This is a genomic window from Ochrobactrum sp. A-1 (assembly GCF_022488005.1).
GTDB lineage: Bacteria > Pseudomonadota > Alphaproteobacteria > Rhizobiales > Rhizobiaceae > Brucella.
The window spans coordinates 127498-152755 of the sequence record NZ_JAKVQC010000003.1 but is presented as its reverse complement, the minus strand read 5'-3'; the positions used below and the strand labels follow the sequence as shown (position 1 = coordinate 152755).

Here is a 25258-nt window from a genome sequence, read left to right as displayed (position 1 = left end):
ACGGGAAGACTTTGCGAGATGGCGTTGAGTGGGAGGTGGTCGCGTTGCGGCCTCCTATGCCATGATGACACGGGCAAGTCACCCCACTTCGCGATTGAAGAGCTGGCGGGTGGCTTAGGGAATGTTGTGCAGCCATTGCTGCGTCGAGAACTTTTCGACCACAAGCTTTTCCGCCGCCGCATATTCTTCGGGTGTAATCTTGCTGCTCACGCCGCCATTCAGCGACACAAAAGTGTCCTTCATACGCTTGATGACTTCTTCGCGCGGCAGCCCCGTCTGGCTGCGCACCGGATCGACGCGCTTGACTGCGCTTGCGGTGCCCTTGTCGCTCAGCTTTTCGCGCCCGATGCGTAAAACCTTCACCATTTTCTCGGCATCCATGTCATAGGCCATGGTGACGTGGTGGAGAACGGTCCCCTTGGAGAAGCGCTTCTGCGCAGCGCCGCCGATCTTTCCCTTGGAACTCGAAATATCGTTCAGCGGCTTGTAGAAGGCATCGATGCCGAGCGAATTGAGCGCTTTCAGCACCCAATCATCCAGAAATGCGTAGGAATCGGCGAAGCTCATGTCACGCACAAGTTCACCTGGCGCATAGAGCGAATAGGTTATGGTGCTGCCGGGCTCCACAAACATGGCTCCGCCGCCAGTCACGCGACGGACAGTCTCGACGCTGAATTCCCGCGTCGCGTCCATATCCACTTCATTGCGCAATGACTGAAACGCGCCAATGATGATGGCCGGGCGTTCCCATTCCCAGAAGCGCAATGTCGGCGCGCGGCGCCCCGCAGCAACTTCCTGCGCCAGAACCTCATCCAGCGCGAGATGCATGGCAGGCGAAACCGCCGGCATTTCAACGATCTGCCATTCGAAATCCCGCCATGTGCGGGCAACGCCCAAAGCGCGCCGGACGGCAATTGCAACCGCTTCCGGGCTGAAGCCGAGCATCATGGCGTCGGGCCGCAGGCCTGCCCTCACCGCATCGGCAATCTGCTCCGACGACGCGTCGGCAGAGAGTCCCTCGACAGCGTTACGGATATCCTCCAGCGCCTCGTCCGGCTCCAGGAAAAAATCGCCCGCCACCTGTACATCACTCAGGCGTCCATCACGAACATCCAGATCGACAACGACAAGCTTTCCGCCGTGGACTTTGTATTCGCCGTGCATGGGTACAAACTTTCCGAAGAGTGAACGTGAGTGTTTCACTCTCATTTCATGAAAGCAGCGGGAAAGAAAGCGGTTCCGGCGTGATACGCTGAACTATATTCCAGCTTCAGTGGGCGCGACGCGCTGAACAAGCGAGGTCTGGCGCACTTCCTTGGTCTTGTGACCGACATATAACCCGGTAGCTATCATGGCCGCCAAAACAACGGCAATCGATTTGAAACTGAAAGGCAGATGGTGCATTTCCGATCCTCATTCCTGCCTCAACCAAACCAGAGCAGGAAATGATTGTCGACCCCGTCACTTTGAATTTTTAACCACCTCGCAAAATTCCCATTGGACGCTGCACATTCATCCTCTGTTCAAGATACCGGAACTACAGCATATTTCACCGATATCAGAGGGACTCATCATGATACCTGCACTCAAGACGACTGTTACTTCATTATGCCTTGGCGGCTTGGTGGCCGTCCTTTCGCCACTCGTCACACAGGCGTCTGCAGCCCAGCTGCAGCGCTGCGCCAGCGAAAACGGAGTCTGCCAACTGCCCTATCCGGCCGAAGTGGTTTATGGAACCGGCGGGCGGAACACGTCGCGTTTCATTGATCGGCCACAGGTTACCTGCTCCAATCGTGTCTTCGGCGACCCGGCACCGGGCAAAAAGAAAAGCTGCTCCTTCGTGGTTCAGGACCGCTGGGACAGACCGGATCGTCCGGGCCGCCCTGATCGCCCCGGTCGTCCGGATCGTTATGACGACCGTTACAACGATAGTGACCGTGACTGGAGCCGTTGCGCGAAAGAAGGTGGGTTCTGCGATTTTTATGGTCGCAAGCGCGTCCGTTACGGCGCAAATGGCCGGTTCACAGAAGGCGTCTTCCGGAATGGCGTTCAGTGCGATAACCGCGCTTTTGGCGATCCCGCACGCGGCAAGGCCAAGGCTTGCTACGTTCTCGATTAACAATCTCGCGCAAGAACACAAAAGCCCGGACCATATGGTTCGGGCTTTTTGTTCATGGCCTGGAAATATATCGGACTAAACCGGCACCTCGAAACGAAGCCCATCATATCCCGGCTCGACATTGTCCGGTGTCTCGCGCATGACGGTTTCGTAATCGAGTGGAACATGCATATGCGTGAGAATGGCGCGCTGAGGTGCAAGCTTCGCGATCCATTCAAGTGCTTCGCCAAGCGAGAAATGGCTTGGATGTGGACGATATTGCAACGCATCGATAATAAGCACCTCGGCGTGATCCAAATGCTTGAGGCTTGGTTCGGGAAAAGCACTCACGTCCGTGCAATAAACGACAGAACCTATGCGAAAGCCCAGCGATTCAATATCGCCATGCACCTGACTGAACGGCTCGAAGCGGATTGAACCTCCAGCTCCCGATATGGAAAACGGGGTCTCTGGAGCGATGTCGTGCATACTCAGAATTGGTGGATAATTCGATCCGACGGGTGTCTCGAAACAATAGCCGAATGCCTCGAAGAGCCGGTTGCGCGTCAGCCGATTGGCGTAAACATCCATGAGCCGACGATTTTCAACAACATAAGTGCGAAGGTCGTCGATACCGTGAATATGGTCTGCATGCGGATGGGTATAGACAGCCGCATCGAGGCTGTGCGCTCCAGCATCGATCATCTGGGCGCGGAAATCCGGCCCCGTATCAATCACGACCGTTGTGCTGTTACCGGCATTGTCAAATCGCTCAACCAGGAGCGATGCACGGCGACGCCTGTTTTTCGGATTCTCCGGATCGCAACTGCCCCAATCACCGTTGATACGCGGTACACCGGGAGACGACCCGCAGCCCAGAAGCGTAAAACGCAGGCAATTACGCGGCGCTGTCACGATCAATTTCCTTTTGCGGCCAAATCTTCTGGCATGGGCATCTTGGAGAACAGGCGGAAGACATTTTCGCTGGTAATTTGCGCAATTTCTTCCCCGCTCACGCCAATCGTCTCGGCAAGTACGGCGGCGGTATGCTGCACGAAAGAAGGCTCGTTGCGCTTGCCACGATAAGGAACCGGCGCCAGATAAGGAGCATCCGTCTCGACGAGCAAACGATCACGCGGAACGATGGAAGCAACTTCGCGGATTTCGGCTGAGTTTTTGAAAGTCAGAATTCCCGAGAAAGAGACGTAACCGCCGAGCGCGATGCCCTTTTCAGCCAGAGCGCGACCGGAAGAGAAGCAGTGCAGGATGAACGGAAAAGCGCCCTTCTCCGTCTCACGCTCCAGAATCTCGGCCATATCCTCATCTGCGCTACGGGCATGAATGACCAGCGGCAATTGAGTACGACGTGCCGCCTCGATGTGCACGAGAAAACCCTGCCTCTGTGCTGCAGGTGGCGCATAATCATAGTGATAGTCGAGCCCCGCCTCGCCGATAGCCACCACTTTCGGGTGCTCTGCCAGACGCACGAGATCATCGGCGGTCACGTCCAGTTCTTCATGCGCATTATTCGGATGGGTTCCGACCGAACAATAAACGGAATCATAGGTTTCAGCGAGCGCACGGATCGTGTCGAACTTCTTGACCCGTGTGGAAATGGTCACCATGCGCCTGACCCCGGCATCCAGAGCGCGCTGAACGATGTCATCGCGCTCCGGCTCGAAGTCGGCAAAGTCGAGGTGACAATGACTATCGACAAGCATCATCGAACTCAGTTCTGCTCTTCTGTTTCCGCATAGCGCGGAAATACTGGCTGCGGAGCTGGCAGATCGGTCCCGCCGACAAGCTGGCTTGCCGTAACGTCGGAGAACTGACGCTTGTTGGCAGGAATAGCCAGTATGTCGAGAAGCTTTTCCGCCGACTGCGGAATAAACGGCTGCACCATGATGCCAACGCGCCGGATCACCTCGGCCGTCACATAAAGGACAGTGCCCATGCGTGCTGGATCAGTCTTGCGCAAAGCCCAAGGCTCCTGTCCCGCAAAATAACGGTTGGCTTCGGCAACAACAGCGAAAATCGCCCCAAGCGCAAGATGCAGCGCCTGATCGTCCATTGCCTTGCGTGCGGTATCGAGCGCCGCATCGGCCTGATCGAGAATGGCCTTATCCGCGTCCGAGAATTCGCCCGGAACCGGAACCTTGCCTTCACAGTTCTTGGCGATCATCGACAGCGAGCGCTGGGCAAGATTGCCGAGATCGTTCGCCAGGTCAGCGTTGGTGCGGTTGACGATAGCGTCGTGGCTATAGCTGCCGTCCTGACCGAACGGCACTTCACGCATCAGGAAATAGCGCAACTGATCGAGCCCATAACGCTCAACCAGGCCAAACGGATCGATCACATTGCCGAGGGACTTCGACATTTTCTCGCCGCGGTTGAACAGGAAGCCGTGTGCAAAAACCCGCTTCGGCAGCGGAATACCAGCCGACATCAGGAATGCAGGCCAGTAGACAGCGTGAAAGCGCGAGATATCCTTGCCGATGATATGCGCATCGGCTGGCCAATAACCCCACTTTTCGTCCGTAGTATCGGGATAGCCGAGAGCGGTAATGTAATTGGTCAGGGCGTCGACCCATACATACATGACATGCTTCTCGTCGCCCGGCACCGGAATGCCCCAGTCGAAGGTCGTGCGCGAAATCGACAGATCCTTCAGGCCCGACTTGACGAAGCTCACGATCTCGTTGCGGCGCTCCGCAGGCATGATGAAGCCCGGATTATTCTCGTAAAGATCGAGCAGCTTGTCCTGATAGGCTGAGAGACGGAAGAAATAGCTTTCCTCCTCGACCCATTCGACAGGCGTACCCTGTGGGCCGTAACGAACGCCATCTTCGCGGACTTCCGTTTCCTCTTCACCATAGTAGGCTTCGTCACGCACGGAGTACCAACCGGCATATCCACCCTTGTAGATATCGCCATTGTCGGCCATCGCTTTCCAGATGGCCTGGCTGGCCTTGTAATGGCGCTCTTCCGAGGTGCGAATATAATCGTCATTCGAACTGTTCAGTACATCCGCCATTTGCCTGAACGCAGCCGTATTGCGATCTGCAAGCTCGCGCGGCGTGATGCCTTCCTTGCGCGCGCTCTGCAGCATCTTGATACCGTGTTCGTCCGTACCGGTCAGAAAGAAAACATCCTTGCCGTTCAGGCGCTGAAAACGCGCCATTGCATCGGTCGCGATCAGTTCATACGCGTGGCCGATGTGCGGCTTTCCGTTCGGATAAGCAATCGCGGTGGTGATGTAATATTTTTCGCGGCTCATTATGGACCCGGTCTTTCGAAGTTTGAAAGCGCGCCTGAATGATTAGCAGACACACGAGGAGAAAATTATCAGCGGTGACATAACGCATGTCGGCGGCCATGTCACGCAAGCGGAGGCTGACCGGAACGAAAAGCGCGATGCGTTTTTTCCAAAAGAATTACCACAGCTTGCCGGCGGTCGAGATTATAGGTTTCGGCATCCGCGGTTTCGCGTGACAGATCGCTCCAGAAACGCGACCAGCGGTCTGCATCACGCAGTTGCCCTGCCTCCGCACGATGGCGAGCTTCGATCGCAACCCGCCCCAGCAGATGGTCACGGAACAATTCATACTGAACTTCCGACTCGCGACCATTCAATATGCCGGCGAGCGCCTGTGCTTTCGGCAAATCGAAATTTTGTCCTTCAAGAAGGGAATCGACCGTATCGGCGATTTCGATACCGCCATTCGCCACCAGCAGAAGTGCCTTGCGCGCGCTGCCTTCCGATCTCTGAAGCAGCGTTTTCGATACGGCATCAGCCCCCATTCCGACACCGGGGCCGACATGTGCGAGGGCATCTGTCAGCGCACTATCATCAAGTGGCTTGAAGCCGATGCTCTGGCAGCGTGACCGAATTGTCGGAAGCAAGCGCCCCGCCGAATGAGAAATCAGGATAAAGAGAGCCCGTGCAGGAGGTTCTTCCAGCGTTTTCAAGAGCGCATTGGCGGCATTGCGGTTCATATCATCGGCAGGGTCGACAATTACGATGCGCCAGGCGTGGTCCGATGCCGTTCTGGTCAGAAAATGCGTGACCCGGCGGATTTCTTCCACTGGGATACCCGTTTTGAATTTTCCCGTCTTCTGATCGAATGGGCGATTGATATGCAGGACAGCAGGATGCATGCCGCCTGCAATCTGCCGCCAGAGCGGTTTCGCAAAATCCGGCGCAGCAATATGCTCCGGTGCCTCGCCATTATTACCATGGGCCAGCATATGGCCTGCCAGGTGAAAAGCGAGCGTTGCCTTGCCGATCCCCTGCGCGCCTTCAAAGAGAAGCGCATGATGCATACGCCCCTCGCGATAGGCTTGCGCCAGAAAATCACTGATCTCCCGGTGCCCGGCGATATAATCGCTTGCCGACGGTTCTGGCACACCCTCAATAGAATCGTGGGCTTTAGGGACGTCGAGTTCCTCGATCACAAAAGCCCCCTTTTCGTCAGAACATGATCAACTTCTTTTGCGATATCGCCCGCAATCGCGTCTTGCGGGCGGTCAGCGTCGATGACCTTGCATCGCTCAGGTTCCGCTTCGGCGATCGCGAGGAAGGCCTGCCGTCGCGCCTCATGCACAGCAATATCTTCTTTCTCGAACCGGTCCGCAGTTTCGCTGCCACGCCGTTTTCCAGCACGCGACAGACCTTTCTCCGCGGGAATGTCGAGAATGATCGTCATGTCAGGCATGGCGCCGTCTATGGCAATGCGTTCCACCGCCGCCATATAGGTGCTGTCGAGATTGCCGGTAACGCCCTGATAGGCACGGCTTGAGTCGATGAAACGGTCACAAAGCACCACTCGCCCCTCGTTCAGGGCGGGACGGATAAGCTGGTCTACATGGTCTGCCCTTGCAGCGGCGAACAGCAGGGCTTCCATCGCTGGGCCGTAATTCTCTGCATTGCCGCTCAGTATGACATGGCGAATTGCTTCCGCACCAGGAGAGCCGCCGGGTTCTCGCGTGATGACTGGATCGAAGCCGCATGCCCGCAGGTGCTTGGCCAGCAACGCGATTTGCGTTGACTTGCCCGCTCCTTCGCCGCCTTCGAATGTGATGAACAATCCCGACAAACCAACTTCCAAATGTTTGAATCGATGCCCGAACGGACTTCTGTGAAAGTTATTATCGGCCTTTGGCTATCAGGTCGAGCCTGGAATACACCCAACGCAGGCTAAAGATACTTCCGCAGCCAGCCGGTGGAGAGCTCCATCGCCGCCCCCAAGGCGCGCTTCGAGAGACTTCCTTCCTCGACAGATTGCGCCGTGAAAACAGGGATATCACGAAGAATGCTACCATTAAGCTCCAACTGAAGAATACCGACCTGCTGGTTGTCGGCGATAGGGGCATCGAGCGGCCCCTTATAGACAATCCGGGCCTTGAGCTTGTCGCGACCGTCCTTCGGTAGCAGCAGCTCGACACGATCCCTGACCTTCAACGGCACATGCGTGAGCGCACCGCCGAAAACTTGCGCCTCACCCACAATTTCGTTCGCAGGATAAAGCTGAACATCGTCAAAGGCCGTCATCCCCCATTGCAGGAGACGCTTTGCTTCTTCTTCACGCTCCTTGATGCTGGCAAGACCGCTCATCGCCAGATAAAGCCTGCGGCCGTTCTGTTCCGCCGATCCGACCAGCGCAAAACCTGATGCTTCCGTAAAACCTGTTCCCATGCCGTCAGCCCCGACATCAAGCCGCAACAAGGGGTTGCGGTTGCGTTGCATGATGTTGTTCCAGGTGAAGGCAGGTTGAGCATAATATTTATAATACTCGGGATGGGCTGTCCGGATATGTCGCGCCAATCTGACCAGATCCTGCAGCGAGACCGCCTGCCCTTCGGCGGGCAAACCCGTCGAGTTTACAAATTTGGAGCCGGTCAAACCAAGCTCCTGCGCACGATCATTCATGCGCTTTGCAAAAGCCTCCTCGCTGCCCGCCAGCCCTTCTGCCAGTACGATGGCGCCGTCATTCGCCGACTGAACAATCATCCCCTGCAGTAGATCAGCGACCGTTGGCGCCGACTTGATGCGCGCGAACATCGTTGATGTTCCCGAGGGGGCACCACCAGTTCTCCAGGCATTTTCGCTGACGATGTAAGGCGTTTCGAGTGTCGTCGCGCCTTTATCAAGGGCTTCGAAGACCACTTCGGCCGTCATCAGCTTGGCAAGAGATGCGGGCGGAATGGGAACATTGGCATTCTTGGAAAGAAGCACCGTTCCGCTTCGGTCATCGATAAGCAACACCTGCGGCGCCTTTGAAACGAATGCCGCCTCAACAGGTGCCGCCTGACTTAAAACCGGCACGAATGCAGCCAGCGAAACGCCCACAGAGGCCGCGCGCGCAAATACCAATGTTTTTGAAATCAGCCCCATGCAAATCCCGTTACGTGAGCAATGAGATAGAGCTTACGCAACGAATCCGACCAAAATCAATATGCCAGCGTGTATCACCGTAATGTGAGCAATCAATCGAGACGAACGACAAACGCATTCACTGCGCCCGCCTTCCAGGCCGCACGCAACAGGGCATCGTTTCCGTCTTTCCCTGCCACGGCTGTCAGCTCGTAAGACGCGCTGGTGTCGGTTGGAATCTTGGTAAGCGTAAATCGGGTTGAATGTGGCAACGACGCCTGAAGCTGCCTTGCCTCTTCAAGCGTCTTGAATGTGCCAAGCTCGACATATTCGCCATGCTCCTCAGCCTCGCGGCGCTTCCAGGCGCTCGAAATTGCATCCTTGGTCAGGATGCTGCCATAGGTACGCTCTTCGGTATAAGCGGTTACAGCAAGACGGTCAGAAGCATAGCCGGCAAGACCGCTCACACCGGCAGCATTCGCCACTCCGAAGCTTGAACCAGGGCGCTGCGACGGCACAGGCACATTCGCTGGCAACAACGGAGCTGGACCGCCGGACAGATCGCTATAAGCAGGATCGACGGCAAAAGGTGAGTTTTCAGGTATGGGCGCAGAGACCGGAACAGCGTCCATCACAGGCATAGGAACGCGTGACTTCGGCGAAGTCGGCGTTGGCCCATTCATCGCCATCATGACGCCAGTTGCAGGCTGGCCGATCCCATCGCCACCCGCCGGACGGTAAGACGCCATCAGGAATGCGTCGTCATTGCCATCCAATGGCGCTCTGCCGACATATTCGACCTTCACATTCGCCGTGCCGTGATGCTGGTAATCAAGCATTTCGGCAGCTTTCTGGGAGAGATCGATGACACGGTCGAATTCATACGGACCACGATCATTCACGCGTACGATGACCGAACTGCCATTGGCAAGGTTGGTCACACGGGCATAACTCGGCAACGGCATGGTTGGATGCGCAGCTGTCAGATGCGCCATGTCATAGACCTCACCGTTGGCCGTCAGGCGGCCGTGAAAAGCTTCGCCATACCAGGAGGCGTGGCCGACCTTGACATATTTTTTGTCTTCCTTGGGATAATACCAACGGCCCTTGACCTTGTAGGGCTGTCCGGTCTGATCGCGCCCGCCGCCACGCGGCAGAGGCTTTCCCTTCGAAAAAGCCACGCGCGGGCTGGCTTTCACGCCATATTTGGACTCGGCGAAATATTCCTTTGAGCGCTTTGTCTTCGATTTCGGCTGAGGTGCCGAGGCACAGCCCGCCAAGGCGACCGCAATAGCCATGAACGACAACATGGCGATGGAACCGCGCTTGTCGCGCAGTTTCACTGCCTTGCCGTTGACCGAATGTTTCAGCCCTCGTTTCGAATCCATACGCCACACGCCCGTTACTCAACAACACAACCGAAAACATTGGTTGCGCCCTTTTAGAATTTAGTGATGTCACCGATTCATTGACGGATCATTAAAGCTTTTGGAATTCCGCATATTTTGAGTCGCGCTGCATGACCTCCACTCAACTCCGACGAGCTGTATCCTCTAGTCTCGTGGAACGATCGTTCATTCAAAGCGTTGAATTTTCAACAGGAAGGAGAAAAAGAATGTTGAGAGCAATGATCCTTTGGCTGATGGGCGTTCCACTCGTTGTCGTGCTGCTTATCTGGTATTTTTTCTTTTAGATGTGGAACGTTCAGGCCCTTCAATCGTTATTCATACGGCTCTAGTGACCTCCGAGCCAGTCACCTAACGTCATGGATTAGGCCCGCTCCAACAAGGCGGGTCTTTTTTTGCCTCGTCAATATCACGGCCTCATTGCCGGATCAGGCATGTAGACGTTGATCGCCTTGGGCAACAGGCGGAAATGAGCTGGTGTCCAGGTCGATAGCTCGCCATCTGTGTTTACGGCACGTGGCTTCTTGGTGCGCACGATCACTTCGGTCGTCGGAAAAGCCCGCACATCATCCCATCTGGAGTGGGTGCCACGGCGCAGACTGGGAAGAAGACGCAAAAGTTTCCACCAGTGATCGACTTCCAGACTATAGAAATCCAGCCTACCGTCATCCACTGTGGCATCCTTCTCGACGGCCATACCGCCACCGTAGAATTTTCCATTCCCGACAGAAACCTGCAATGTACGGATTTTCTCCGTCATGCCGTCATGCTCCAGATAGGCTGTGAAAAGCTCCGAACGCATGAGGATGCGTGCCGCAACGATCGCATAACCGAGCTTTCCCCACTTTTTCTTTGCAGCAGAACTGAGTTGCTGCGCCAGTTCGGCACTAAACCCGATGCTCGCGACATTGAAGTAAAGATGACCATTCACTTCACCCAGGTCGATGGGCCGAAGCTCATAGGAAACAAGGCGACGCGCCGCCTCAACCGGATCGGCAGGAATGCCGATGGTTCGGGCGAAATCATTTGCAGTTCCAAGCGGAAGAATTGCAAGCGGCATTCCCGTTTCCATCAATCCTTTGGCCGCAGCGTTCAGCGACCCATCACCACCACCGACAATAACGAGATCGCAATCTCTTTCGCGAAGGATCACATCTGAAATCGTCTCGTCGTCCTGCGGATTTCGCTCGATGAGCTGGAGACCGCCACGTTCCAGCGCAGAGCGAATATCCGCGCCGTATCCCCTGCCATTTCGGGCATGAGGATTTACGATTAGCAGTGCCCGGCGCTTTGTGGTCTTGCCCATGGATTTCCTGTCATCTGCAACAGCCAGAAAATCTGGCTGCTTGGTTGGAAGCGTCATCTGCAGATGGCTTCTCAATCCTGGATATCAATGGAACGGTTCATGAAAAATTTGTCACGATACTGTAGCGTTTCATGAGGCCGTGAGAGCGAAAGCGATGGCAGGGCCGAGCTGTCGACAAAAGAGTTTGACGAGACCAGAAAGAGAACATAGTTTGGCAAAACCAACTGTAAAACTTTCTAATGCGGCCTCATCAAACTTGTCGCTAATTAGCTGAAATACATTACAGTTTGCGGGTATGATGTAATGGTAGCCTGTCAGCTTCCCAAGCTGAACGCGCGGGTTCGATTCCCGCTACCCGCTCCAGCACAATCGCTCGTAAGAGCGCTGAAAATCACCGAACATTTTCTCCGGTTTTCGGATCGACCTTCACCTCAACCTTGGCGCCAGCCTTGGTGACATATTCGATCTCGTAGTAGCCACGATCATTCCAGTCGACTTCATCAATGAAAGCGGTATCCGCGTTCTGTTCGATTTTCGCGATTATCTCCGAAAGCTTGGTGCCTTCCGGCGGCGGAGCGGCATAGGCCGCAGCAACGGACATACCAAGAAACAAAGTCGTAACGGCAAAACGCATGATTACCTCCTCTAGAGCATGTCTCCCGAAAATGGGAACCGGTTTTGGGATAAAGACATGCGTAAAAACAAATAGATAGAGAATCTCCGATGATTCGATCACAACAGGAAATGCTCTCGCTATCCTAAAAGAGTAGGAAGTCGGGCGTCCTCTTCAAGGCCAACTGGTAATTACTTTATGATGGGGCTAATCGATCCGGTGAAGGTTTGATCGATCATCGCGGAGAGCCTTGGCTCTGCTCCTGACAGAATAACGACGATTGCAAGCATCAATATCAAAGGCGCGGCAAGAATGCCGCTCCTTACAGCCGGTTCGAGAATACGCCGGGTTTTCTTGCTTCGCGTGGAATGCTGATTTCTCATGCAACCAACAGTAGTCGAACAGACTTAATTGCTCATTAAATAATGTAGTTAATGCGTTATTAGCGCCTGATTATCGTTCAGCTTCCTTTGTTTCCGCGATATATATTGACCCCGAGCTCGCGAATTTTCTTGCGCAGCGTATTCCGATTTAATCCCAGAAGGTCTGCCGCCTTGATCTGGTTTCCGCGTGTTGCGGTAAGACATGCGAGGATCAAGGGATATTCCAGTTCCGCCAGAACCCGGTGATAAAGCCCCGGCGGCGGCAGATCGGCACCGAATGACGCGAAATAACGCTGCATATTCTGCTCAACGGCCTGCGATATCGAAATATTCTCCATAACGCCACCACCGGCGGGAACGACATCCGGCTTGGCCAGTTCAGATTTCAATTCCGTTTCGATGATTTCCGGCGATATTTCCTCTTGCGGATAAAGCGCCGAAAGCCTCCGGACGAGATTTTCCAGTTCACGCACATTTCCTGGCCAAGGATACCGGCGCATCATTTCTAGGCCAGCGGTGCTGATACGCTTCTCCGGCAGCCCCTCTTCGGCAGCGCGTTTGAAAAAATGGCGCACAAGATCGGCCACATCCTCGCTGCGCTCGCGAAGCGGCGGCAAGCGCAGGGGCACGACATTCAACCGGTAATAAAGATCCTCACGGAACAAACCTTGCGCTATCAGTTGCCGCAAATCCTTGTTGGTCGCGGCAACGATGCGCACATCGGTCTTGATCGGCGTGCGTCCGCCGACTGTCATATACTCGCCCTGCTGCAGCACACGCAAAAGACGGGTTTGTGCTTCCATCGGCATATCGCCGATCTCGTCGAGAAACAGTGTTCCGCCATTTGCCTGTTCAAAGCGGCCGCTCGAGCGGTTCTGCGCGCCGGTAAAGGCACCCTTCTCGTGCCCGAACAACTCGGACTCGATCAGATCGCGCGGGATTGCGGCCATATTGATCGCTACAAACGGCCCTTTTCGGCGGCGCCCGTATTCGTGCAGGGCACGCGCAACCAGTTCCTTGCCTGTGCCGGATTCACCCGTAACCATGACGGTCAAATCCGTCTGCATCATGCGGGCCAGCAAACGGTAAATTTCCTGCATCGCAGGCGAGCGGCCGACCAGCGGCATGTTATCGGCCTGCTCATCCGATAAAGCGGCAATGGGCTTACGTTTTGGTTCAGACAGAGCCCGACCGACGATATTGATGAGTTCCGTCAAATCGAATGGCTTCGGCAGATATTCGTAGGCTCCCGCTTCGGATGCCCGGATTGCCGTCATGAATGTGTTCTGCGCACTCATGACCACAACTGGCAGGTCGGGACGCATCTTCTTGATGCGTGGCAGGAGGTCGAAGGCATTCTCGTCCGGCATATTGACGTCAGTAATGACCAGATCACCGTCGCCTGCAGCCACCCAGCGCCAAAGCGAGGCAGCATTAGAAGTCACACGCACATCGTAGCCTGCTCGCGACAATGCCTGGTTCAGCACGGTCCGAATAGCTGCATCGTCATCCGCCACCAATATGGTTCCTGTCGGACGTCCTGCGGTCATGCGTTATCTCCAGTATTTCCAGCTGCCAGTTCCGTATTTTTCCATGCGGGCATCAGAACACGGAAAGTCGTTCGCGAAGGATGGCTGTCGCATTCGATAATACCGCCATGGTCACCAATGATCTTCGCAACGAGTGCCAATCCCAGTCCCGACCCATTGGTTTTCGTCGTCACGAAGGGATCGAACAGATGTGGCAGCATGTCCTGCGGCACACCCGGTCCGTTATCATGCACGCAGAATTCGAGAGGCAGCGCCACCCTGTCCCGCGCACCCGGCACCTGCAGACGAATGCCCGGACGATAAGCCGTGGATAGGACAATCTCGCCGCCTTCACGGTCGCCTATGGCTTCCGAAGCATTCTTCAGCAGATTGAGGAAAACTTGCACGAGTTGGTCTCGATTGGCGAAAACCGGCGGGAGAGAAGGATCATAATCTTCCACAAAACGGATCTTCCGTGCGAACCCGTTCTTCGCAATCGCCTTCACATGATCCAGAACCGCATGAATATTGACGGCAGAGCGCTCGATGGGGCGCTCATCCGAGAAAACCTCCATGCGGTCAACCAGTGAAACGATCCGATCCGTTTCATCGGTAATAAGACGCGCAAGCGCACGATCCTCATCGCCGACAACCTGTTCCAGCAATTGTGCCGCACCACGGATACCAGAGAGAGGGTTCTTGATTTCATGAGCCAGCATCGATGCCAGCCCGGTCACGGACCGCGCCGCGCCGCGATGTGTCATCTGGCGATCGATCTTTTCGGCCATCGTCTTTTCCTTGAAGAGGATGACCACAGCGCCCGGCAGCTCCGCTACCGGCGCTACGTAAATATCAACGATACGCTCCGCCCCAAGACGCGGTGACGAGACATCGACGCGATATTCGTTCACCGGCATCTGGCTGGTGCGAACCTGATCGACCAGCGCTAACAGCGGACTACCAAAGGGCAGAAAGGACTCCAGCCGGTTGCGCGCCAGAATGGACGAGCCGGAACGAAAGAACTGTTCTGCATCCAGATTGGCATAGGCGATATAGTTCTCGGCGCTGACCATGATAACCGGCTGGCTGATGGCATCGAGCACGACCGATGGAATGCCGTTCGTTTCAGTTCTCTCGCGCATCAGGCAACCTCTTTGAGCGCGGATTCTGAAGCTTCGCGCATGAATATACGACGCAAAGCGTCGATGACGGCTTGCCGGTCGGTCAGGGTCATCACTTCTGCTTTCTCGGCAGGCATACATGCGGCGCCAGCATGGCGATCAATATACCAACCTAGATGCTTGCGGGAATGACGGATGCCCGTCGTGCTTCCATAATGCTCGAGCATATCTTCGTAATGCTTTATAATATAATCAAGAACTTCATTTCGAGACTGTGGGGCAAAGTCACTTCCTGCAATTGCACCGGCCAGCCACGGTTGCCCATAAGAGGCACGCCCGACCATCACGGCATCAGCTCCAGAGCGGCGCATAATTTCCTCAGCATCACCTCGACACGCCACATCTCCGTTGGCAACCAGAGGAATCCTGATCGCGTCGCGGACGGCGTGAATTGCATTCCAGTCCGCCTTGCCTTCATAGAACTGACAACGCGTACGCCCGTGGACAGTCACCATGGCGATACCGGCACTTTCGGCACGTCTTGCAAGTTCAGGCGCGTTAATGCTTTTCTCGTCCCATCCCAGCCGCATCTTGAGCGTAACGGGAATGCCGACCGCGTTGACAGTGGCCTCAACGAGGGTCATTGCGTGATCGAGATCGCGCATCAGCGCAGACCCGGAATAACCGCCTGTCACTTTCTTGGCCGGACAACCCATATTGATATCGATGATATCAGCACCTTCGCCCGCGGCGATCCTGGCTGCCTCGCCCATCCAATGCGCTTCGCGTCCCGCGAGCTGCACGACATGCGTTCCAAGCCCCTCGCCTGAGAGGCGCAGAAGGCTTTCCTTGTGACGGTTACAAAGTTCAGCGCTGGCGACCATTTCAGACACGACCATGCCCGCGCCAGCCGCTGCTGCGCGCCTGCGGAATGGAAGGTCTGAAACGCCCGACATCGGCGCAAGAAACACACGGTTGGCAAGCGCCACACCGCCTATACTCAAAGGTTGATCGAGGAAACTCACTAATGGGTGCCTATTTGATGTGCATAGCGCAATTAGCACATACATTAATCAGCCTCACTTTTCAACGCAAGGAAAAGCGCGCGCAAAATCACGATAAATCAATTGTCGTCTGGCATTTATCTGCGCAAGGCATTATTCGGCTTGGAAACGCAGATTTGAACAGATGCAACCTTTGGCAGAGGCAACAACCATTTCAAAGATAGCAGCAGTCATTGTGGCGGCTGGCCGCGGGGAGCGAGCCGGGCAGAACGTCGAAGGGCCGAAACAATACCGGCGCATCGGTGGCGAAGCCGTACTTACCCGCACTTTGCGCGCCTTTATCGACTGCCCGCTGGTTGATAGCATCGTTGTCGTCATTCACCCTGATGACCATGTGCTTTACGAACGTGCCGTCCCGGAAAACTGTGGTAATATTCTCGTCGTGAATGGCGGCGCTACCCGGCAGGAATCAACACGTCTTGGCCTCCTTGCGTTGAGAGATTATGCGCCGCAATATGTCATGATCCACGACGGCGTGAGACCGTTCATCAGTCAGGATTTGCTGAAGCTTATTGTCGAGAACCTCGCACCCGATGAAGGCGTTCTACCGGCTCTGGCCGTTTCGGACACGCTCAAGCAGTCAGCCACGGACGGAACAGTAAAAACGACGGTGCCTCGCGCGGGCCTTTTCGCGGCACAGACACCTCAAGCATTTCCCTACCCGCCTATCCTTGATGCGCATGAACAGGCCTACGCGATCAATCGCTTTGATTTCACGGACGATGCCGCCATCGCCGAGTGGCAAAGCATCGCCGTCCGCATCATCGAAGGATCGGCAGACAATACAAAGCTTACCTGGGCAAAGGATATTGAAATGGCTGACAAGCGCCTGCGGCAAGACCACGTCTCGTTTCCCGACATTCGTACTGGCAATGGTTATGACGTCCATTCCTTTGAACCCGGCGATCATGTGACGCTGTGCGGCGTGAAAATCCCCCATGAAGCAAAACTCAATGGTCATTCAGACGCCGATGTCGGACTTCATGCGCTGACCGATGCCCTGCTTGCGACGCGAGGAGCGGGTGATATTGGTACGCATTTCCCTCCTTCCGACCCGCAGTGGAAAGGCGCAGCCTCCCGCATCTTTGTCGAACACGCCGCCAATATCGTACGTGAAGCAGGTGGGCGTATCGCCAATGTTGACGTGACCTTTATCAGCGAAGCACCCAAGATCGGTCCACACCGCGCAGCAATGACGGAAGCGCTTTGCGACATGCTGGGAATTGCCGCAGACCGGGTTTCCGTCAAAGCGACCACCAATGAGAAGCTCGGCTTCGTCGGGCGCCGCGAGGGTATCGCTGCCATTGCAACGGCAACCGTCATCTATCCCGGTGAGGTGCCCGAATGAGCGCGCTGATTGCAGAAGAAAAAGCTGTTGCCGTGTTGGATGCCTGTCGCAAGGCCGGCATAATGATTGCAACGGCAGAATCCTGCACGGGAGGACTTATAGCCGGAGCTCTGACTGACATCGCCGGATCGTCCGATGTCGTGGATCGCGGCTTCGTCACCTATTCCAACGAAGCGAAAGCCGAAATGATCGGCGTTCCGATGGAATTGATCAATCGCGTCGGTGCTGTCTCAAAGGAAGTCGCACTTTCCATGGCTGAAGGGGCACTTTCTCACTCCCGTGCCGATGTAACGGTGGCAGTTACCGGCATTGCGGGGCCAGGTGGCGGTTCCGATGAAAAGCCCGTTGGGCTTGTTCACATCGCATCGGCGCGAAAAGGCTACCCGACCCTTCATCGCGAATGTCGTTTCGGTCCCAAAACCCGAGCTGAGATTCGCCACACGACAGTTCTCGCCGCACTGGACCTCGTCCTGGAAAACCTTCGATAAATTTAGAGCGTATACTTTTATCTACGGTGCCCTATCCTTGTCCTTGACCAGGTAAGGAGAACATGGCGATGCGTTTCGATGGTAAGGTGGCAATCGTAACCGGTGGAGCAAGCGGCATCGGTGAAGCAACTGTTCGGGCCTTCGTTCGCGAAGGAGCGAATGTCGTCATCGCGGATTATTCCGAGCATGGCCAGCAACTGGCCAACGAGCTTGCAGGCGGCACCGAGCGGGCATTATTCGTCAAAACCAATGTGACGGACACGAAAGCTGTGCAGGCACTGATTGCCAAAACCGTCGAAACCTATGGCCGCCTCGATATAATGTTTGCCAACGCAGGCATTGCCGCAGACGGCCCGATAGACGAGCTCGATGAAGCTGCATGGCAAAAAACCATCGATATTAACCTCACCGGCGTCTATCTTTGCGATAAATACGCCATTGATCAGATGCGCTCGCAGGGCGGCGGCGTGATCGTGAATTGCGGATCCATTCACAGTCACGTCGGTAAATCAGGTGTCACCGCTTATGCGGCAGCAAAGGGCGGCGTAAAACTTTTGACGCAGACGCTTGCCATCGATTACGGAGCGCAGAACATCCGGGTTAACGCAGTCTGTCCCGGCTATATCGACACGCCGCTTCTCAAGGATATTCCGGACGACAAGAAACAGGCGCTCGTGGCCTTGCATCCGATAGGTCGTCTCGGTCGCGCCGAAGAAGTAGCCAGCGTTGTGCTTTTTCTGGCAAGCGACGAAGCTTCCTTCGTCACCGGAGCATCCATACTGGTCGATGGCGGCTATACAGCGCAGTAAAAGCACATCCTGAAAAGGGTAAAACGGTTTTTCAGGCCAGACCGAAAATCTGGTCTGCCCGTTTCTCGAAGGCTTCCGAAAATTTCTTGAAAGCGAGGTCGAACATCGTTCCCATAAGGAGGCCGAGGGTACGGCTCTTGAATTCATAATCGATGAAGAACTCAACATCGCATTCGCTTTCATCGCCCACCGGCTTGAAAGTCCAGCGGTTGTCGAGATAGCGAAACGGCCCGTCGAGATATTTCACATCGATGACATTTTCCTCGGGCTTCAGCAGCACCTGACTGGTGAAAGTCTCGCGTATGAGCTTGTAACCAACCGTCATGTCGGCAATGAGAAGGGCCTTGCCGTCACGCTCCTTGCGGGAGCGAACCGTTAAAGCCTCACACATCGGCAGAAACTGCGGATATTTCTCAACATCAGCAACGAGGCCGAACATCTGATCTGCCCGGTGATGTGCACGCCTGACGGTCGTAAATTGCGGCATTTCTTGTCTTAGACCTGTGCAGCAATCTGCGCCTCGCGCGCTGCCCTCAGCTTGGCGAAATCATCGCCAGCGTGATGCGACGAACGCGTCAGCGGACTGGACGCAACCAGAAGGAAGCCCTTTGTCCGGCCAATCGTTTCGAACGACTTGAATTCGTCAGGGGTCACAAAGCGAATGACAGGATGATGCTTGCGGGTCGGCTGGAGATACTGACCGATGGTCATGAAATCCACATCCGCTGAACGCAGATCGTCCATCAGCTGAAGAATTTCATTCCGCTCTTCACCGAGACCGACCATGATACCGGACTTGGTGAAAATGGTCGGGTCCAGTTCCTTGACGCGCTGCAGCAGACGGATCGAATGGAAATAACGAGCGCCGGGGCGAACCTTGAGATATTTCGAAGGCACTGTTTCCAGATTGTGGTTGAACACGTCCGGACGGGCTTTGACCACGACTTCAAGAGCGCCTTCCTTGCGCAGGAAATCCGGCGTCAGGATTTCAATCGTGGTCGCAGGAGTAGCTTCACGGATCGCCTGAATGACCTGTGCAAAATGCTGCGCGCCGCCATCAGCAAGGTCGTCGCGATCCACCGACGTGATGACCACATGCGTCAAGCCCATCTGCTTGACGGCCTTGGCAACATTCTCCGGTTCGTTCGGATCGAGCGCTGTCGGAATACCGGTCGAGACGTTACAGAAGGCGCAGGCGCGTGTGCAGATCTCGCCCATGATCATGAAGGTCGCGTGCTTCTTTTCCCAGCACTCACCAATGTTCGGGCAACCGGCTTCTTCGCAAACCGTGACCAGCTTGTTCGAGCGAACAATATCGCGCGTTTCACTGTAGCCGCGCGAGACAGGAGCCTTGACGCGAATCCAGTCAGGCTTCTTCAGGACAACATTGTCCGGACGATGCGCCTTCTCGGGATGCCGTTCACGCTTGCCTTGGTTCACCAGATCGAGAACTGTAACCATGCTTTTCCCTGCCTATCCGAAACATTTTCATGAAATGCTTCCAAATTCGGTTCGGTCCTAATCCCTGCTCTCTACCCTGTCAACTTGAGCGATTTGCTACTCATCGCCGCGCCGCCAGTCCGAGAGCCCGGAAAACCAATGCCCATATCAAGCCAAACACCAAGCCCGCAGTGCCGAGCGCCAATGTAAGCGCCCAGACACCGTACCAGCCGGTTATGGCCATTCCGTTGACCGATATGGTGTTGCCGCCAAGAACACTCAAGGTGCCAGCTGCAAACCCCAGCACCAGCCCTCCCACGGTACACCATTTGATGATGGGCCAGGCGGCACGCCGCCATGGCCCTCCGTTCTTGATCAGCGGAATGAGCGTCTCTCCGTCTTATGCATTCAGCACGCGACCATACGCATCCAGAACGCTTTCCTTCATCATTTCCGAAAGGGTCGGGTGTGGGAAGACCGAATGCATCAGTTCTTCCTCGGTCGTTTCGAGATTCATGGCGATCACGAAGCCTTGGATGAGCTCGGTCACCTCAGCGCCGACCATATGGGCGCCGAGCAACTGTCCCGTCTTCTTGTCGAAGATAGTCTTGACCAGCCCCTGATCTTCTCCAAGTGCAATCGCCTTGCCATTTGCGGCAAACGAATAACGACCGACGCGGATATCGTAACCCTTTTCCTTGGCTTTTGCTTCTGTCAGACCGACGGAAGCGACCTGCGGGTTACAATAGGTGCAGCCAGGAATCATATTCTTGTCGAGCGGGTGAACGTTCGGAAGTCCTGCAATCTTCTCGATGCAGATAACGCCTTCATGCTCGGCCTTGTGCGCCAGCATCGGCGGCCCGGCAACGTCACCGATAGCATAGATGCCCGCAACATTGGTCTTGCCATAACCATCAATGACGATGCATCCGCGATCAGTCTTGACGCCGAGCGCTTCCAGGCCGAGATTTTCGATGTTGCCCTGAACGCCAACCGCCGAGATCATACGGTCGACGGTCAATTTCTCAGTCTTGCCATCCTTGGTTTCGATATGGGCAGTCACATTGTTTGCGCCCTTCTCTACCTTGGTAACCTTGGCATCGGTAATGATCTTCAGACCACGCTTTTCAAGTTGCTTGCGCGCGAATGCGGAAATCTCAGCGTCTTCAACCGGCATGATCTGCGGCATCAGTTCCACGACCGTCACATCGACGCCCATGTCATTGTAGAAAGAAGCGAATTCGATACCGATCGCACCCGACCCCATTACAAGCATGGACTTCGGCAGTTCCGGTGGAACCATTGCTTCGAAATAGGTCCAGATCAGCTTGCCATCCGGCTCAATGCCCGGCAGAGAACGTGGACGTGCACCAGTAGCGACAATGACGTGCTTCGCCTTGTAGGTCCCCTCGCCCAGAACGCCCTTCGGGATAGGGTTCTGCGGTTGCATCGGCTGCTTTGACGACTTGCCGACCGAAATCTCAACCGGATTGCTGCCCGAGGCAGCCTTTACGAGCTTCGCCTCACCCCAGATCACGTCGATCTTGTTCTTCTTCATCAGGAAGCCGACACCACCGTTAAGACGGGCCGAAACACCGCGCGATCGCTGCACCACAGCCGTCACATCAGGTGTAATTGTGCCTTCCAGCTTCAGACCGTAATCCTTGGCGTGTTCGCCAAAATGCAGGATTTCAGCCGAACGCAACAACGCTTTGGTGGGAATACAGCCCCAGTTGAGGCAGATTCCGCCCAGATGTTCACGCTCGACGATAGCCGTCTTGAGGCCAAGCTGCGCAGCGCGGATTGCGGTGACATAACCACCCGGGCCCGAGCCGATAACAATAACGTCGTAAATGTCGGCCATATTGTCCTGCCTTTGCTCAGTTCACTTCTCGGGTGAGCAGCACCCAGTCGTGTCTTTTGTCCTGCCCAATGCGTTCTATCGCTTCGAGCCGCTCAATTTCCTTGAAACCATGGGCGCCGTAAAGGGAAAGCGCCACATCGTTGTGGCTTTCGGTTATCAGGCTGATGGCCCGATTGCCGTTCCGACGAGCCAGGTCAATCTCGTTGGCGACAAGAGCGCGGCCAATTCCCTTGCCGCGGAACTCCCGATAAACGCCAACGCTGTCTATAAAGCGGTTGCCAATGACCTTGTGCTGCATCGCGATCAGCTGATCCATTACCGGATGTTTTGCCGACTGATCGTTAATGCTTTCGTCCACGGTAAAGCCGATGGAAAGCCCGGCAATGTCGCCAGCCCACTCGGCTATCGTCGTACTCTGCCAGCCCTCGGTGCCGTCGGCGCGCATATATTGCCGACCGCGTTCCATGGCCGTTTCGGTTTGTCCGTCAAGAACCGCACTGTACCAGAGCCATGACGCAAAACCGTGCGACGAGATATCGACAAGAATGGCGATCTCAGCGGCTTCACGGCGTTCAGCCCGGCGTAGGTTCAGTTGTCCAGCCATTCAAAAACCTCAGGCGTCGAGTTCAGCAGAACACGACGCCCTTGAAGTTGATCGATCAGACCAGCATACCCATCGGGTTTTCGATGTGACGCTTGAAGGCCTGTGCAAGTTCAGCAGCCAACGCGCCATCGACGGCACGGTGATCGGTTGAAAGCGTCACGGACATAACGGTCGCAACCTTGATTTCACCGTTCTTGACCACTGCACGCTGTTCACCTGCACCGATTGCGAAAATGGTCGCATGGGGCGGATTGATGATCGCGGCAAAGTCCTTCACGCCGAACATGCCAAGGTTGGACACGGAGGTCGAACCACCCTGATACTCTTCAGGCTTCAGCTTGCGATCACGCGCGCGCTTGGCAAGGTCCTTCATCTCGTTGGAAATCGCCGACAATGTCTTCGAGTCCGACTGACGAACGATAGGCGTAATCAGACCGCCCGGAATGGAGACAGCAACGCCGACATCAGCGCGCTTGTGCTTGACCATGCCGCCTTCGGTCCACGACACATTGGCGTCCGGAACATCGCGCAGCGCCAGAGCCGTCGCCTTGATGACCATATCGTTGACCGAAAGCTTGTAGGCCGGAACCTCACCCTTTTCGGTCTTGATCATAGGCGATGCAGCATTGATCTGCGAACGTAGGGCGAGAAGCGCATCCAGTTCGCAATCGATCGTCAGATAGAAATGCGGAACAGTCTGCTTCGATTCCACCAGACGGCGGGCAATCGTCTTGCGCATGCCATCGTGCGGAACGATCTCGTAGGTGCCTTCTTCAAAGAGCTTGAGAACGGCATCATCCGACATCGGCTTCGGCGTGGCAGCAGAGGCCGCTTCCGCTTTCGGCGCAGCGGCCTTGGCTCCACCGGAAGCCAGAGCGGCCTCCACATCGCGCTGAACGACACGGCCATGCGGGCCGGTACCCTTCACGGCAGCGATATCGACACCGGATTCCTTGGCGATACGACGAGCAAGCGGCGACGCAAATACGCGGTCGCCCTTATTCGAAGCAGCAGCAGGCTGGTCCGCTTTGACGGGTGCGAGCACCGTTGCAGGTGCTGCGGCTTCCTTTTTGGCTTCAGCGGGCTTCGGCTCTTCTTTCGGAGCCTCGGCCTTTGCTTCTGCCTTCGGAGCAGACGCTGCGCCCTTGGCCGCAGCCGCCACGTCCTCGCCTTCTTCGGCAAGGATAGCGATCAACGCATTGACCTTGACGCCTTCGGTACCTGCGGGAACCACGATCTTGGCAACAGTGCCTTCGTCCACAGCTTCCACTTCCATCGTGGCCTTGTCGGTCTCGATTTCAGCAATAACATCGCCAGGAGCGATCTTGTCGCCTTCCTTGACCAGCCATTTCGACAGGTTGCCTTCTTCCATCGTCGGAGAAAGCGCTGGCATGGTGATATTGATCGGCATGTCCAGACCCTTTCGTTACGCGGTATAAGTAACGGCTTTCACCGCTTCGACCACTTCAGCAACCGTCGGCAGCGCCAGCTTTTCCAGATTTGCCGCATAAGGCATCGGAACATCCTTGCCGGCGATGGTCAGGATCGGCGCATCGAGATAATCGAAGGCCTGCTGCATGACGCGGGTAGCAATTTCCGTACCAACGGACGACTGCGGGAAGCCTTCTTCCACCGTCACCAGGCGACCGGTCTTCTTGACCGATTCCACAACCGTTGGAATATCCATCGGGCGGATCGTACGCAGATCGATGATTTCAACATCGATACCCTGCTGGCCCAGTTCTTCGGCCGCCTTGATGGCATAGGTCATGCCGATACCGAACGAAACGATGGTCGCGTCCGTGCCCTGCTTGTGAATGCGGGCCTTGCCGATCGGCAGAACGAAATCATCAAGCTTGGGCACATCGAAATGATGACCGTAGAGAATTTCGTTTTCGAGGAAGATCACCGGATTCGGATCGCGGATTGCAGCCTTCAGCAGGCCCTTGGCGTCGGCTGCCGTGTACGGCATCACGACCTTGAGACCCGGAATGTGGCTGTACCAGGCTGCGTAGCACTGCGAATGCTGGGCAGCAACGCGCGCAGCTGCGCCGGACGGACCGCGGAAGACCATCGGAGCGCCCATCTGTCCGCCAGACATATAAAGCGTCTTGGCGGCAGAGTTCACGATCTGGTCGATTGCCTGCATGGCGAAGTTGAAAGTCATGAATTCAACGATCGGGCGCAGACCTGCAAAAGCAGCGCCAACACCTACACCGGCAAAACCATGCTCGGTGATCGGGGTATCGACAACGCGCTTGGAACCGAACTCATCGAGAAGTCCCTGCGTTACCTTGTAAGCGCCCTGATATTCGGCAACTTCTTCACCCATCACGAAAACGTTCGGGTCGCGGCGCATTTCTTCTGCCATCGCATCACGAAGCGCATCACGAACTGTCATCGAAACCATTTCGGTGCCAGCCGGGATATCCGGGTCGGACGCGACTTCGAGTGCCGGAGCCTTGGGAGCAGCTGGAACAGAATCAGCCTTTTTTTCTTCGGCTTTTGGCTCTTCCTTCAGTGCTTCAGCCTTCGCAGCCGGAGCAGAACCGATATCGGAAGCGCTTTCGCCGTCACCGAGAAGCACGGCAATCGGCGTATTGACCTTCACGCCTTCAGTGCCTTCATCGACAAGAAGCTTGCCAATCGTACCTTCATCGACAGCTTCGACTTCCATCGTCGCCTTGTCGGTTTCAATTTCAGCGATCACATCGCCGGACGTAACCTTGTCGCCTTCTTTCTTCAGCCACTTGGAGAGCTTGCCCTCTTCCATGGTTGGGGAAAGTGCGGGCATGAGAATTTCTACGGGCAT

At 55.7% G+C, this 25258-nt stretch carries 25 protein-coding genes and 1 tRNA gene; 5 read left to right on the top strand and 21 right to left on the bottom strand.

What is annotated here, in order from left to right; translation table 11 throughout:
* Positions 1 to 114: 114 nt before the first annotated feature.
* Both MKS82_RS02305 and MKS82_RS02300 read right to left on the bottom strand, forming a co-directional pair.
* Positions 115 to 1164: a lipoate--protein ligase family protein gene (locus MKS82_RS02305; RefSeq protein WP_109987809.1), complete on the bottom strand. Its 1050-nt coding sequence runs from the start codon at positions 1162 to 1164 to the stop codon at positions 115 to 117.
* A 93-nt stretch (positions 1165 to 1257) separates the two neighbouring features.
* Positions 1258 to 1404 carry a hypothetical protein gene (locus MKS82_RS02300; protein WP_181394280.1) on the bottom strand — a complete coding sequence of 49 codons (147 nt, stop codon included), beginning with the start codon at positions 1402 to 1404 and terminating at the stop codon, positions 1258 to 1260.
* A 169-nt stretch (positions 1405 to 1573) separates the two neighbouring features.
* Here MKS82_RS02300 and MKS82_RS02295 point away from each other — a divergent pair, with 169 nt between their 5' ends.
* Positions 1574 to 2119: a hypothetical protein gene (locus MKS82_RS02295; RefSeq protein ID WP_109987808.1), complete on the top strand. Its 546-nt coding sequence runs from the start codon at positions 1574 to 1576 to the stop codon at positions 2117 to 2119.
* Positions 2120 to 2194: 75 nt separating this feature from the next.
* Here MKS82_RS02295 and MKS82_RS02290 read toward each other — a convergent pair whose 3' ends face one another.
* From MKS82_RS02290 to MKS82_RS02255, 8 genes are all read right to left on the bottom strand, one after another.
* Complete coding sequence (locus MKS82_RS02290; RefSeq protein ID WP_109987807.1) at positions 2195 to 3013, bottom strand: MBL fold metallo-hydrolase; 819 nt, start codon at positions 3011 to 3013, stop codon at positions 2195 to 2197.
* 2 nt (positions 3014 to 3015) lie between these two features.
* Positions 3016 to 3819, bottom strand: coding sequence for a TatD family hydrolase (locus tag MKS82_RS02285; protein WP_240578645.1), 804 nt, complete (start codon positions 3817 to 3819; stop codon positions 3016 to 3018).
* An 8-nt stretch (positions 3820 to 3827) separates the two neighbouring features.
* A complete protein-coding gene (gene metG, locus MKS82_RS02280; RefSeq protein WP_109987806.1) occupies positions 3828 to 5375 on the bottom strand; it encodes a methionine--tRNA ligase in 1548 nt (515 codons plus the stop codon).
* 101 nt (positions 5376 to 5476) lie between these two features.
* The gene (locus tag MKS82_RS02275; RefSeq protein WP_109987805.1) at positions 5477 to 6553 is read right to left on the bottom strand and encodes a DNA polymerase III subunit delta'; all 1077 of its coding nucleotides are present in this window, start codon (positions 6551 to 6553) and stop codon (positions 5477 to 5479) included.
* Positions 6550 to 7194 (bottom strand): dTMP kinase, encoded by a 645-nt coding sequence (tmk, locus tag MKS82_RS02270; RefSeq protein ID WP_109987804.1) that lies wholly within the window; start codon positions 7192 to 7194, stop codon positions 6550 to 6552. Before tmk ends, MKS82_RS02275 begins: the two co-directional genes overlap by 4 nt.
* A gap of 101 nt (positions 7195 to 7295) precedes the next feature.
* On the bottom strand, positions 7296 to 8492 hold the full coding sequence (locus MKS82_RS02265; RefSeq protein WP_109987803.1) for a D-alanyl-D-alanine carboxypeptidase family protein: 1197 nt from the start codon (positions 8490 to 8492) through the stop codon (positions 7296 to 7298).
* Between the two features lie 92 nt (positions 8493 to 8584).
* Positions 8585 to 9859: a septal ring lytic transglycosylase RlpA family protein gene (locus MKS82_RS02260; protein WP_109987802.1), complete on the bottom strand. Its 1275-nt coding sequence runs from the start codon at positions 9857 to 9859 to the stop codon at positions 8585 to 8587.
* A 427-nt stretch (positions 9860 to 10286) separates the two neighbouring features.
* Complete coding sequence (locus MKS82_RS02255) at positions 10287 to 11183, bottom strand: lipid kinase (protein WP_109987869.1); 897 nt, start codon at positions 11181 to 11183, stop codon at positions 10287 to 10289.
* Between the two features lie 289 nt (positions 11184 to 11472).
* Between MKS82_RS02255 and MKS82_RS02250 the strand changes: the two genes are divergently transcribed.
* Positions 11473 to 11546 (top strand) — tRNA-Gly (locus MKS82_RS02250).
* 28 nt (positions 11547 to 11574) lie between these two features.
* Here the strand turns inward: MKS82_RS02250 and MKS82_RS02245 are convergent.
* The 4 genes from MKS82_RS02245 to dusB form a co-directional block, all read right to left on the bottom strand.
* A complete protein-coding gene (locus MKS82_RS02245; RefSeq protein WP_109987868.1) occupies positions 11575 to 11817 on the bottom strand; it encodes a PepSY domain-containing protein in 243 nt (80 codons plus the stop codon).
* A 439-nt stretch (positions 11818 to 12256) separates the two neighbouring features.
* Positions 12257 to 13729, bottom strand: coding sequence for a nitrogen regulation protein NR(I) (ntrC, locus tag MKS82_RS02240; protein ID WP_109987800.1), 1473 nt, complete (start codon positions 13727 to 13729; stop codon positions 12257 to 12259).
* Entirely contained in the window at positions 13726 to 14850 is a 1125-nt protein-coding gene (locus tag MKS82_RS02235) for a two-component system sensor histidine kinase NtrB (RefSeq protein WP_109987799.1), read from the bottom strand. Before MKS82_RS02235 ends, ntrC begins: the two co-directional genes overlap by 4 nt.
* Positions 14850 to 15854, bottom strand: a complete 1005-nt coding sequence (gene dusB, locus MKS82_RS02230; RefSeq protein ID WP_181394279.1) for a tRNA dihydrouridine synthase DusB — start codon at positions 15852 to 15854, stop codon at positions 14850 to 14852. The genes MKS82_RS02235 and dusB overlap by 1 nt, the downstream gene beginning before the upstream one ends.
* Before the next feature lie 163 nt (positions 15855 to 16017).
* On the opposite strand from dusB, the gene MKS82_RS02225 reads away from it, so the two are divergent.
* The 3 genes from MKS82_RS02225 (at position 16018) to MKS82_RS02215 (ending at position 18538) form a co-directional block, all read left to right on the top strand.
* Positions 16018 to 17241: a bifunctional 2-C-methyl-D-erythritol 4-phosphate cytidylyltransferase/2-C-methyl-D-erythritol 2,4-cyclodiphosphate synthase gene (locus tag MKS82_RS02225; protein WP_109987797.1), complete on the top strand. Its 1224-nt coding sequence runs from the start codon at positions 16018 to 16020 to the stop codon at positions 17239 to 17241.
* The gene (locus MKS82_RS02220; protein WP_109987796.1) at positions 17238 to 17729 is read left to right on the top strand and encodes a CinA family protein; all 492 of its coding nucleotides are present in this window, start codon (positions 17238 to 17240) and stop codon (positions 17727 to 17729) included. Before MKS82_RS02225 ends, MKS82_RS02220 begins: the two co-directional genes overlap by 4 nt.
* Positions 17730 to 17797: 68 nt before the next feature.
* Positions 17798 to 18538 (top strand): SDR family NAD(P)-dependent oxidoreductase, encoded by a 741-nt coding sequence (locus tag MKS82_RS02215; protein ID WP_109987867.1) that lies wholly within the window; start codon positions 17798 to 17800, stop codon positions 18536 to 18538.
* Between the two features lie 31 nt (positions 18539 to 18569).
* Here MKS82_RS02215 and MKS82_RS02210 read toward each other — a convergent pair whose 3' ends face one another.
* The 7 genes from MKS82_RS02210 to MKS82_RS02180 form a co-directional block, all read right to left on the bottom strand.
* Positions 18570 to 19025 carry a type II toxin-antitoxin system RatA family toxin gene (locus tag MKS82_RS02210; RefSeq protein WP_109987795.1) on the bottom strand — a complete coding sequence of 152 codons (456 nt, stop codon included), beginning with the start codon at positions 19023 to 19025 and terminating at the stop codon, positions 18570 to 18572.
* Positions 19026 to 19033: 8 nt separating this feature from the next.
* Positions 19034 to 19999 (bottom strand): lipoyl synthase, encoded by a 966-nt coding sequence (gene lipA, locus MKS82_RS02205; protein WP_109987794.1) that lies wholly within the window; start codon positions 19997 to 19999, stop codon positions 19034 to 19036.
* A gap of 100 nt (positions 20000 to 20099) precedes the next feature.
* Complete coding sequence (locus MKS82_RS02200; RefSeq protein WP_109987793.1) at positions 20100 to 20297, bottom strand: hypothetical protein; 198 nt, start codon at positions 20295 to 20297, stop codon at positions 20100 to 20102.
* Positions 20298 to 20378: 81 nt separating this feature from the next.
* Entirely contained in the window at positions 20379 to 21842 is a 1464-nt protein-coding gene (gene lpdA, locus MKS82_RS02195; RefSeq protein ID WP_109987792.1) for a dihydrolipoyl dehydrogenase, read from the bottom strand.
* A 16-nt stretch (positions 21843 to 21858) separates the two neighbouring features.
* Positions 21859 to 22446, bottom strand: coding sequence for a GNAT family N-acetyltransferase (locus MKS82_RS02190; RefSeq protein WP_109987791.1), 588 nt, complete (start codon positions 22444 to 22446; stop codon positions 21859 to 21861).
* Positions 22447 to 22501: 55 nt separating this feature from the next.
* Complete coding sequence (locus tag MKS82_RS02185) at positions 22502 to 23857, bottom strand: pyruvate dehydrogenase complex dihydrolipoamide acetyltransferase (protein ID WP_109987790.1); 1356 nt, start codon at positions 23855 to 23857, stop codon at positions 22502 to 22504.
* 15 nt (positions 23858 to 23872) lie between these two features.
* A complete protein-coding gene (locus MKS82_RS02180; protein ID WP_109987789.1) occupies positions 23873 to 25258 on the bottom strand; it encodes a pyruvate dehydrogenase complex E1 component subunit beta in 1386 nt (461 codons plus the stop codon).

Excerpts from the sequence above, each read along its gene's own strand:
- MKS82_RS02300 (WP_181394280.1), bottom strand. The coding sequence starts at position 1,404 with ATGCACCATCTGCCTTTCAGTTTCAAATCGATTGCCGTTGTTTTGGCG.
- MKS82_RS02225 (WP_109987797.1), top strand. The coding sequence starts at position 16,018 with ATGCAACCTTTGGCAGAGGCAACAACCATTTCAAAGATAGCAGCAGTC.
- MKS82_RS02180 (WP_109987789.1), bottom strand. The coding sequence starts at position 25,258 with ATGCCCGTAGAAATTCTCATGCCCGCACTTTCCCCAACCATGGAAGAG.
- MKS82_RS02210 (WP_109987795.1), bottom strand. The coding sequence starts at position 19,025 with ATGCCGCAATTTACGACCGTCAGGCGTGCACATCACCGGGCAGATCAG.
- MKS82_RS02305 (WP_109987809.1), bottom strand. The coding sequence starts at position 1,164 with ATGCACGGCGAATACAAAGTCCACGGCGGAAAGCTTGTCGTTGTCGAT.
- MKS82_RS02220 (WP_109987796.1), top strand. The coding sequence starts at position 17,238 with ATGAGCGCGCTGATTGCAGAAGAAAAAGCTGTTGCCGTGTTGGATGCC.
- MKS82_RS02285 (WP_240578645.1), bottom strand. The coding sequence starts at position 3,819 with ATGCTTGTCGATAGTCATTGTCACCTCGACTTTGCCGACTTCGAGCCG.
- MKS82_RS02265 (WP_109987803.1), bottom strand. The coding sequence starts at position 8,492 with ATGGGGCTGATTTCAAAAACATTGGTATTTGCGCGCGCGGCCTCTGTG.
- MKS82_RS02185 (WP_109987790.1), bottom strand. The coding sequence starts at position 23,857 with ATGCCGATCAATATCACCATGCCAGCGCTTTCTCCGACGATGGAAGAA.
- metG (WP_109987806.1), bottom strand. The coding sequence starts at position 5,375 with ATGAGCCGCGAAAAATATTACATCACCACCGCGATTGCTTATCCGAAC.
- MKS82_RS02295 (WP_109987808.1), top strand. The coding sequence starts at position 1,574 with ATGATACCTGCACTCAAGACGACTGTTACTTCATTATGCCTTGGCGGC.
- lipA (WP_109987794.1), bottom strand. The coding sequence starts at position 19,999 with ATGGTTACAGTTCTCGATCTGGTGAACCAAGGCAAGCGTGAACGGCAT.
- lpdA (WP_109987792.1), bottom strand. The coding sequence starts at position 21,842 with ATGGCCGACATTTACGACGTTATTGTTATCGGCTCGGGCCCGGGTGGT.
- MKS82_RS02215 (WP_109987867.1), top strand. The coding sequence starts at position 17,798 with ATGCGTTTCGATGGTAAGGTGGCAATCGTAACCGGTGGAGCAAGCGGC.
- MKS82_RS02190 (WP_109987791.1), bottom strand. The coding sequence starts at position 22,446 with ATGGCTGGACAACTGAACCTACGCCGGGCTGAACGCCGTGAAGCCGCT.
- MKS82_RS02235 (WP_109987799.1), bottom strand. The coding sequence starts at position 14,850 with ATGCGCGAGAGAACTGAAACGAACGGCATTCCATCGGTCGTGCTCGAT.
- MKS82_RS02245 (WP_109987868.1), bottom strand. The coding sequence starts at position 11,817 with ATGCGTTTTGCCGTTACGACTTTGTTTCTTGGTATGTCCGTTGCTGCG.
- ntrC (WP_109987800.1), bottom strand. The coding sequence starts at position 13,729 with ATGACCGCAGGACGTCCGACAGGAACCATATTGGTGGCGGATGACGAT.
- MKS82_RS02260 (WP_109987802.1), bottom strand. The coding sequence starts at position 9,859 with ATGGATTCGAAACGAGGGCTGAAACATTCGGTCAACGGCAAGGCAGTG.
- MKS82_RS02255 (WP_109987869.1), bottom strand. The coding sequence starts at position 11,183 with ATGGGCAAGACCACAAAGCGCCGGGCACTGCTAATCGTAAATCCTCAT.